We start from the raw sequence: 8,934 nt of genomic DNA on the forward strand, positions 1-8,934 counted from the left end.
GCCCGGGCAGCAGGCGTACGAGGACCCGTACGCCGACCAGCAGTACACGCAGCAGTGGCAGGGGCAGACCTGGGAGACGCAGATGCAGCCGCCGGCGCGGGCACCGGCGGCTGCATCTGCGTCTCCCAGGTCTGCCCCTGCCACTGCTGCGTGTACTGCTGGTCGGCGTACGGGTCCTCGTACGCCTGCTGCCCGGGCCACGCCTGCGGCTGCCCGGGCCACGCCTGCGGCTGCTGCTGTTGCTGCTGTGGCTGTTGCTGCTGTGGATACGGATGCTGCTGCTGGTACGGGTCGTACCCCTCGTACGGCTGGTCGGTCATGGCTCACCCTCCTGCGAACGGCGGGAGCACCTCGACCGTGCCGCCGTCGGCCAGCCGTACCGTCTCATGCGCGCGGGTGCCCACGGGATCACCGTCGACGAGGAACGAGCACCGCAGCAGGACGCGCGTGAGTTCGCCGGGGTGCCGCTCGCGCACCGCGTCGAGCGCTCCGGCGAGCGTGTCCGCCTCGTACGGCTCCTCGGCCACACCGGCCGCGGCCTTGGCGGCGGCCCAGTACCGCACCGTGACCTTTGCCATCTGCTGGTTCCTCAATCGGTTGACGGTGAACACCGTCAGGCTAGCCCGCCCGGGCGACCGCCCAGTCCCCGATCCGGTGCAACAGCTCCTCCGGCGCCGCGTTCTCCGCGTGCCCCATGCCGGGCTCGATCCAGAGCTCCCCGTGCTCACCGGCGGCCGCCGCCAGCGTGCGCGGGTGGTCGAGCGGGAAGTAGGCGTCGCTGTCGCCGTGCACGATCAGCAGCGGCGTCGGCGCGATCCGCGGCACCGCCTCGACCGGGGACAGCGGAACCGGAGTCCACTGCCGGTGGTGGATCCGCGTCCGCAGCCCGTACCGCCCCACCAGCCGCCCGGAGGGCCGGGTCACCAGCCAGTGCAGCCGCCGCATGGGTGCGGTCCCCCGGTAGAACCACCGGGCGGGCGCGCTCACCGAGACCACGGCGTCCGCGCCGGCGTCCCCGAGCGCCGCGTGCCGCAGCACCACCGAGCCCCCCATCGAGAACCCGACGGTGACCACGCGCGCGTGCCCCCGTTCCCGCGCCCACGCCACCGCCGCCGCCAGGTCCAGCACCTCCCGGTCCCCGACCGTGGACCGCCCGCCCGACGCGCCGTGCCCGCGGAAGGAGAACGTCACCACGGCCCCGTACCGCGCGAACGCCCGCGCCGCCCGCCGCACGTGCGGCCGGTCCGCGTTCCCCGTGAAGCCGTGGGCGACCACGAACACCGGATCGCGGGAAGGCTCCCGGGGGATTCCGCGCACGGCGTTTCCCGGGTCGTATACGGAATCGATCCGCACGCCGTCCGCAGTGCGCAGAAACGTCCGCAAAGGCGTGCCGCCGTTCGTTGCGCCCGGTGTCCCGGAATACGGACGAAAGGTGGAGCGTGCCACATGACCTGCCCGATCGGTGCCCATGTCGGCTATTCTGCTGCGAAGAGGACTCGGGCAGAGAAGCCCCCGAGTCCTTTTGTGCTTTCGGGAGCGTTGTATACGACGCGGGGAACCGCCGGTGTACGGGGCCGTCGATCGCACGTGGCCATGCCGTAAACGTCCTCGCAGGGACCGAGGAGGAACCAGACGTTATGGGCGAGCGAACCGTGCACGAAGGCAGGACGACCCAACTCCGGGCGGAGGGGATGCGATGAGTTCACTGCTGCTCCTGACCAACGCCCTCCAGCCGTCGGCGGAGGTGCTCCCCGCCCTCGGCCTGCTGCTGCACACCGTGCGCGTGGCCCCCGCGGCGGGCCCCGCCCTCGTCGACACCCCCGGCGCGGACGTCATCCTCGTCGACGGCCGGCGCGACCTCCCGCAGGTCCGCAGCCTGTGCCAGCTGCTGCGCTCCACCGGCCCCGGCTGCCCGCTCGTCCTGGTGGTGACCGAGGGCGGCCTCGCCGCCGTCACCGCGGACTGGGGCATCGACGACGTCCTGCTGGACACCGCGGGCCCGGCCGAGGTCGAGGCGCGGCTGCGGCTGGCCCTGGGCCGCCGGCAGCTCGTCGACGACGACTCCCCGATGGAGATCCGCAACGGCGACCTGTCGGTGGACGAGGCGACCTACAGCGCCAAGCTCAAGGGCCGCGTCCTCGACCTCACCTTCAAGGAGTTCGAGCTGCTGAAGTACCTCGCGCAGCACCCGGGCCGGGTCTTCACCCGCGCCCAGCTGCTGCAGGAGGTCTGGGGCTACGACTACTTCGGCGGCACCCGCACGGTCGACGTCCACGTACGGCGGCTGCGCGCGAAACTCGGCCCCGAGCACGAGTCGCTGATCGGCACCGTCCGGAACGTCGGTTATCGATTCGTTACCCCGGAGAAGGGGGAGCGCGCCACCGAGGAGGCCAGGAGCAGGGCCGACCGGCAAAAGGCGTCGGATACGGACGAGACGACCGCCCGGGACGGCACCGGGGCGCGGGCGAGAGCGTGAAAGGCGCACGCCTGAGCGTTGCGATCGCACATACGAGCCCTTTCCCCGCTGCACGGAACCTCCTTTACGCCCTGCCCGGCCCGGTTATATCCGCGTAGACTCCGCGCGTGGCCAAGGTGACTAGGGATGATGTGGCACGGCTGGCGGGAACGTCCACCGCCGTCGTCAGCTACGTCATCAACAACGGACCCCGGCCGGTCGCCCCGGCCACGCGCGAGCGGGTGCTCGCCGCGATCAAAGAGCTGGGGTACCGGCCCGACCGCGTCGCCCAGGCGATGGCGTCACGGCGCACGGACCTCATAGGTCTGATCGTCCCGGACGCGCGCCAGCCCTTCTTCGGGGAGATGGCGCACGCGGTGGAACAGGCCGCCTCCGAGCGCGGAAAGATGGTGCTGGTCGGGAACTCCGACTACATCGGCGAGCGCGAGGTCCACTACCTGCGGGCGTTCCTGGGGATGCGCGTCTCCGGGCTGATCCTGGTCAGCCACGCGCTCAACGACCTGGCCGCCGCGGAGATCGAGGCCTGGGACGCCCGGGTGGTCCTGCTGCACGAGCGGCCCGAGGCGATCGACGACGTCGCCGTCGTCACCGACGACCTCGGCGGCGCCCAGCTCGCCGTGCGCCACCTGCTGGAGCACGGCAACGAGTACGTCGCCTGCGTCGGCGGCACCGCGGACACCCCCGCCGTCGGCGACCCGGTCTCCGACCACGTCGAGGGCTGGCGGCGCGCGATGGAGGAGGCCGGCATCCCGACCGAGGGCCGCCTCTTCGAAGCCCCGTACAACCGCTACGACGCCTACCGCGTCGGCCTCGAGATCCTCTCCGGGCCGGACCGCCCGCCCGCGATCTTCTGCTCCACCGACGACCAGGCGATCGGCCTGCTGCGCGCGGCGCGCGAGCTGCGCATCGACGTGCCCGGCGAGCTCGCGGTCGCCGGGTTCGACGACATCAAGGAGGCGGCGCTCACCGACCCGCCCCTGACCACGGTCGCCTCGGACCGCCCGGCGATGGCCCGCGCGGCGGTGGACCTGGTGCTCGACGACGGCCTGCGGGTGGCCGGCTCGCGCCGCGAACGCCTGAAGCTGTTCCCGTCCCGGCTGGTGGTGCGCCACTCCTGCGGCTGCGGGCAGTCCTAGCCGCACGACCCCGCCGGGGCCGGGACCTCATGACCCTTATATCGGGCATACGAGGTTCTGCCGGACTTTTCAGCGAGCGCTCAGAATGCTCTCATCGTCGGGCGCGAGGCTCGGAGCCATGACCGACAGCTTCCGCCGCGGCGACGCGCACGAGACCCCCCACCAGGTGAACCCCGCGTGGCCGCCCCCGCCCGCGTACGCCCCCGGGCAGCCGGTCACCGCGGAGACGAGCGGGGACACGGGCACCCCCGCCGGCCCGGCCGCGCGGCCCCCGGGGCAGCGGCGCGCCCGCGGCCCGGTCTCCCTGCTCGCCGCCGTGGCGATCGTCGCGGCGGCCGTGGGCGGCGGCGCCGCCTACGGCATGCAGGAACTGACCGGCAGCGGCACGGTCGCCTCCGCCTCCTCCACCGGCACCACCGCGGTGCCGGCCGGCCAGAAGGGCACGGTGTCCGGCGTCGCCGAGGCGGTCGGCCCGAGCATCGTCGAGATCCAGGCCACCTCCCCCACGGGCTCCTCGACCGGCTCCGGCGTGATCATCACGGAGGACGGCGAGGTCATCACCAACCACCACGTCGTCGCCGGCGCCTCCTCGATCAAGGTGGGCACCAGCGACGGCAGGACGTACACCGCGCGGGTCGTCGGCACCGACAGCTCGAAGGACCTGGCGCTGATCGAGCTGGAGGACGCGTCCGGCCTGCGGGCGGCCACCCTGGGCGACTCCGACGGCGTCCGGGTCGGCGACCAGGTCGTGGCGATCGGCTCGCCCGAGGGCCTGACCTCCACGGTGACCAGCGGCATCGTCTCGGCGCTCGACCGCGACGTGACCGTCCCGACGGACCAGGGCCAGGGCCGGCAGCAGGAACAGGGCGGCGACCGGCCGTTCGCGTTCGGCGGCCGGGAGTTCAACGGCGACACGGGCGGGTCCACCACCACCTACCGGGCGATCCAGACCGACGCCTCCCTCAACCCCGGCAACTCCGGAGGCGCGCTGATCGACATGAACGGCGCCGTCATCGGCATCAACTCCGCGATGTACCCGGCGAGCGGCAGCGGCTCCTCCGCGTCCGACGCGGGCAGCGTGGGCCTGGGCTTCGCCATCCCGGTCGACACGGTCGAGGCGGACCTGCCGACGCTGCGGGCCGGCGCGACCGACTGACCCCGGGGACCGCCCCTTTCCGCGCCCCCGCCGGATCGTGCGAGGCTGAAGACCCGGACCCCGGCCGAGCCCCCGCAGACAGAGGAATCCCGAGCCCATGAGCCCCGTCCCCGCAGAGGGCGACCGCGCCCCCCAGCGCATCCTGATCGTCGACGACGAGCCGGCGGTGCGCGAAGCGCTCCAGCGCAGCCTCGCCTTCGAGGGGTACGACACCGAGGTCGCCGTGGACGGCGCGGACGCCCTGGAGAAGGCGGCGTCCTACCGGCCCGACCTGCTCGTCCTCGACATCCAGATGCCCCGCATGGACGGCCTCACCGCCGCCCGCCGCATCCGCTCCGCCGGCGACACCACCCCCGTCCTGATGCTGACGGCGCGGGACACGGTCGGCGACCGGGTGACGGGCCTGGACGCCGGGGCGGACGACTACCTGGTGAAGCCGTTCGAACTGGACGAGCTGTTCGCCCGGATCCGCGCGCTGCTGCGCCGCAGCTCGTACGCGGCGGCCGTGGCCGCCTCCGCCGAGTCGGACGACGTCCTCGCCTTCGGCGACCTGAGCATGAACCTGGCCACCCGGGAGGTCGTGCGGGGCGGGCGCCCGGTGGAGCTGACCCGTACGGAGTTCACCCTGCTGGAGATGTTCATGGCGCACCCGCGCCAGGTGCTCACCCGGGAGCAGATCCTGAAGGCGGTGTGGGGCTTCGACTTCGAGCCCTCGTCCAACTCCCTGGACGTGTACGTGATGTACCTGCGCCGCAAGACCGAGGCGGGCGGCGAGCCGCGCCTGGTGCACACGGTGCGGGGCGTGGGCTACGTGCTGCGGCAGGGCGGTGCGGAGTGAGGAAGGCGCGGTGAACGGGCCGGTGCGCCGCTTCCGCGCCCTGCCGATCCGGGCACGGCTGTCGCTGCTGGTGGCGGCGGCGGTGGCGTTCGCGGTGGCGGTGGTCTCCGTCACCTGCTGGTTCATCGTGCAGGGGAAGCTGTACGCGGAGCTCGACGACGACCTGCGGGCGTCGGTCGTCGTGCTGAACGAGGACCAGCTCGAAAGGATCGTCGACACCTGCAGCCGGACGCCTCCCCCCACGGACACCCTCGGCCCGCAGAGCGGGAGCTACGGACAACTCGTGCAGCACGACGGCACGGTGTGCCTGCTGCCGTTCGCCTCGACCGCGGTCCGGGTCACCGGCCACGACAAGGACGTGGCCGGCGCCCCGGACCCGGGCGCCCTCACCTTCCGCAACGGCACCGACAGCAAGGGCGACCCGGTACGCGTGCTGACCACCGCGGTCACCGTCAAGACGGCCCTGGGCCGCGGCATCGCCCAGGACTACGCCTATGTCGCCGCCGTCCCCCTCGACAGCACCCGGTCCACGCTCAACGACCTCGCCCTGGTCCTGCTCCTGGTCTCCGGCCTGGGCGTCCTGGGCGCGTCCGCCGCGGGCCTCGCGGTCGCCCGGGCCGGCCTGCGCCCCGTCGACCGGCTCACCGAGGCGGTCGAGCACGTGGCCCGCACCGAGGACCTGGGCATCCGCATCCCCGTCGAGGAGGACGCCGAGGACGAGGTCGCCCGGCTCTCCCGCTCCTTCAACTCCATGACCTCCGCCCTGGCCAGCTCCCGCGACCTGCAGCAGCAGCTCATCGCGGACGCCGGGCACGAGCTGCGCACCCCGCTCACCTCCCTGCGCACCAACATCGAGCTGCTCACCCGCAGCGAGGAGACCGGCCGCCCCCTCCCGCCCGACGACCGCAAGGCGCTGCTCGCCTCCGTGAAGGCGCAGATGACGGAACTGGCGTCGCTCATCGGCGACCTGCAGGAGCTGTCCCGCCCGGACACCGACCAGCAGGCCGGCCGGACGCGGATCGTCGCCTGGCAGGACGTCGTCGAGTCGGCCCTGCGCCGCGCCCGGCTGCGCGGCCCGGAGCTGACCATCACGGCGGACGTGCGGCCCTGGTACGTGCGGGCGGAACCGAGCGCACTGGAGCGGGCGGTGGTCAACGTCCTGGACAACGCGGTGAAGTTCAGCCCGGAGGGCGGCACGATCGACGTACGCCTCGCCGACGGCGTCCTCACCGTCCGCGACCACGGCCCCGGCATCCCCGTCGACGAACTCCCGCACGTCTTCGACCGGTTCTGGCGTTCCCCGAGCGCCCGCTCCCTCCCGGGCTCCGGTCTCGGCCTGTCCATCGTGGCCCGCACGGTCCAGCAGGCGGGCGGCGAGGTCGCCCTGACCCCGGCGGAGGGCGGCGGCACGACGGCCGTGATCCGCCTGCCGGGCGCACCGACACCACCGCCCGAGGTGCCGTAGCGGAGGCGGCACCCTTTCCGTGCCGGTTCTCCGGACCGGTTCTCCGGACCCGCGGACGACACCGAAGAAACCCGGACCGTGGCGGTCCGGGCTTCCTCACGGGTGGTCGCGCGTCGGTCGTCGCGCGGGGCGATTACTTCGCCCGGGCCTCCTTGGTGGCCTGCTCGATGCGCTCGCCGATGGTGGCGTCGATGTTCTTCCAGTACTCGAAGGCACGGGAGAGCACCGGCTCCTGGACCGGGGCGAGGGCGCCGGAGACGGTCTGGACCAGGCGGTCCCGCTGGGCGTCGTCGTAGACCTCGCGGACCAGCGTGCCGGGCTGCGAGAAGTCGTCGTCCTCGGCGTGCAGGCGGTAGGCGCTGCGCACCATCTCGCCGTCGGCCTCCCAGCTCTCGTCCACCGGGCCGGTCTCGTCCGCGTACGGGCGGTCGAAGGCGTTCGGGGCGTACACCGGGGCCTTGCCGGTGTGCTCGAACGTCATGGCGGCGTCGAAGGTGTAGGAGTTGGTCTTCACCTTCGGACGGTTGACCGGCAGCTGGAAGTAGTTGGCGCCGATACGGGCACGCTGGGCGTCCGCGTACGCGAAGACCCGGCCGAGCAGCATCTTGTCGGGGGAGACGCCGATGCCCGGGACGAGGTTGGACGGCGCGAAGGCCGCCTGCTCGATCTCGGCGAAGAAGTTCTCCGGGTTCCGGTTCAGCGTCATGGTGCCGACCTTGATCAGCGGGTAGTCCGCGTGCGGCCACACCTTGGTCAGGTCGAACGGGTTGAACCGGTAGTCCTTGGCCTCCGCGTACGGCATGACCTGGACGTGCAGGGTCCAGGACGGGAACTCGCCGCGCTCGATGGCCTCGGACAGGTCCCGGCGGTGGTACTCCGCGTCGGACCCGGCCAGACGCTCGGCCTCCTCGTTGGACAGGGACTCGACGCCCTGCTCGGAGAGGAAGTGGTACTTGACCCAGAACTTCTCGCCCTCGGCGTTGACCCACATGTAGGTGTGGGAACCGTAGCCGTTCATGTGGCGCCAGGACCGGGGCAGACCGCGGTCACCCATGAGGTAGGTGACCTGGTGGGCGGACTCGGGGTTGGAGGTCCAGAAGTCCCACTGCATGGTGTTGTCCCGCAGACCGGTGCCGGGCATCCGCTTCTGGGACCGGATGAAGTGCGGGAACTTCATCGGGTCGCGCACGAAGAACACCGGGGTGTTGTTGCCCACGAGGTCGTAGTTGCCCTCGGAGGTGTAGAACTTGAGCGAGAAGCCGCGGACGTCGCGCCAGGTGTCCGGCGACCCCTGCTCGCCGGCCACGGTGGAGAACCGGGCCAGCATCTCCGTGCGCGCGCCCTGCTGGAACAGGGCCGCCTTGGTGTAGCGGGAGACGTCCTCGGTGGTCTCGAAGACGCCGAAGGCACCGGCACCCTTGGCGTGCGGGTTGCGCTCCGGCACCCGCTCGCGGTTGAAGTGCGCGAGGGTCTCGACGAGCTGGACGTCGTGCAGCAGCAGCGGCCCGTTGGAACCCAGGCTGAGCGAGTTGCGGTTGCTGACGGCCGGCGCACCGTTCTCGAGCGTCGCCGGGGTGTCGATGGAGTCGGACAAGGCGGTCTCCTTTGCGTACGTACGGGGCCGAAGCCCAGTCGGCGGACTCACCGGGAAGTCCACCAGGCCGAGCCCGCACTCGATCCTACAATAGACCTCGTCTAATTTCTGCTGCACTCCAAAGAAAGATCGACCATCGCATCCGGCACTCGCCCGTCCACGAGGACCGCCGGAGCACCCTCCCCCCTGGCCGCACAGGTCGAGAGGGCCCGGATGCCGCCGACCCGGACGTCGCCGCTGGGACGGCGGGGCGGCGGCATCCGGGCCCT

The 8,934-nt window shown here is 72.3% G+C and carries 8 protein-coding genes and 1 pseudogene; 5 read left to right on the plus strand and 4 right to left on the minus strand.

What is annotated here, in order from left to right:
• From B7L92_RS32725 to B7L92_RS32735, 3 genes and pseudogenes are all read right to left on the minus strand, one after another.
• Positions 1 to 320 (minus strand): annotated as a pseudogene (locus B7L92_RS32725) (hypothetical protein); the annotation flags it as partial.
• Between the two features lie 3 nt (positions 321 to 323).
• Positions 324 to 578: a MoaD/ThiS family protein gene (locus B7L92_RS32730; protein WP_004986402.1), complete on the minus strand. Its 255-nt coding sequence runs from the start codon at positions 576 to 578 to the stop codon at positions 324 to 326.
• 40 nt (positions 579 to 618) lie between these two features.
• The gene (locus B7L92_RS32735; protein ID WP_174704054.1) at positions 619 to 1,470 is read right to left on the minus strand and encodes an alpha/beta hydrolase; all 852 of its coding nucleotides are present in this window, start codon (positions 1,468 to 1,470) and stop codon (positions 619 to 621) included.
• A 226-nt stretch (positions 1,471 to 1,696) separates the two neighbouring features.
• Here B7L92_RS32735 and B7L92_RS32740 point away from each other — a divergent pair, with 226 nt between their 5' ends.
• From B7L92_RS32740 to B7L92_RS32760, 5 genes are all read left to right on the plus strand, one after another.
• On the plus strand, positions 1,697 to 2,476 hold the full coding sequence (locus B7L92_RS32740) for a response regulator transcription factor (RefSeq protein WP_081240912.1): 780 nt from the start codon (positions 1,697 to 1,699) through the stop codon (positions 2,474 to 2,476).
• A 107-nt stretch (positions 2,477 to 2,583) separates the two neighbouring features.
• Positions 2,584 to 3,612, plus strand: a complete 1,029-nt coding sequence (locus B7L92_RS32745) for a LacI family DNA-binding transcriptional regulator (RefSeq protein ID WP_081240913.1) — start codon at positions 2,584 to 2,586, stop codon at positions 3,610 to 3,612.
• Positions 3,613 to 3,730: 118 nt separating this feature from the next.
• On the plus strand, positions 3,731 to 4,768 hold the full coding sequence (locus B7L92_RS32750) for a S1C family serine protease (protein WP_081240914.1): 1,038 nt from the start codon (positions 3,731 to 3,733) through the stop codon (positions 4,766 to 4,768).
• Positions 4,769 to 4,865: 97 nt separating this feature from the next.
• Entirely contained in the window at positions 4,866 to 5,606 is a 741-nt protein-coding gene (locus B7L92_RS32755) for a response regulator transcription factor (RefSeq protein WP_081240915.1), read from the plus strand.
• A gap of 10 nt (positions 5,607 to 5,616) precedes the next feature.
• The gene (locus B7L92_RS32760) at positions 5,617 to 7,071 is read left to right on the plus strand and encodes a sensor histidine kinase (protein ID WP_081240916.1); all 1,455 of its coding nucleotides are present in this window, start codon (positions 5,617 to 5,619) and stop codon (positions 7,069 to 7,071) included.
• 133 nt (positions 7,072 to 7,204) lie between these two features.
• Here B7L92_RS32760 and B7L92_RS32765 read toward each other — a convergent pair whose 3' ends face one another.
• The gene (locus B7L92_RS32765; RefSeq protein WP_081240917.1) at positions 7,205 to 8,665 is read right to left on the minus strand and encodes a catalase; all 1,461 of its coding nucleotides are present in this window, start codon (positions 8,663 to 8,665) and stop codon (positions 7,205 to 7,207) included.
• Positions 8,666 to 8,934: the final 269 nt, after the last annotated feature.

The organism is Streptomyces viridosporus, from assembly GCF_002078235.1.
GTDB lineage: Bacteria > Actinomycetota > Actinomycetes > Streptomycetales > Streptomycetaceae > Streptomyces > Streptomyces viridosporus.

Bases quoted from the DNA above. Each gene is read 5' to 3' on its own strand.
- B7L92_RS32730 (WP_004986402.1), bottom strand. From the start codon at position 578: ATGGCAAAGGTCACGGTGCGGTACTGGGCCGCCGCCAAGGCCGCGGCC.
- B7L92_RS32735 (WP_174704054.1), bottom strand. From the start codon at position 1,470: ATGGGCACCGATCGGGCAGGTCATGTGGCACGCTCCACCTTTCGTCCG.
- B7L92_RS32740 (WP_081240912.1), top strand. From the start codon at position 1,697: ATGAGTTCACTGCTGCTCCTGACCAACGCCCTCCAGCCGTCGGCGGAG.
- B7L92_RS32750 (WP_081240914.1), top strand. From the start codon at position 3,731: ATGACCGACAGCTTCCGCCGCGGCGACGCGCACGAGACCCCCCACCAG.
- B7L92_RS32755 (WP_081240915.1), top strand. From the start codon at position 4,866: ATGAGCCCCGTCCCCGCAGAGGGCGACCGCGCCCCCCAGCGCATCCTG.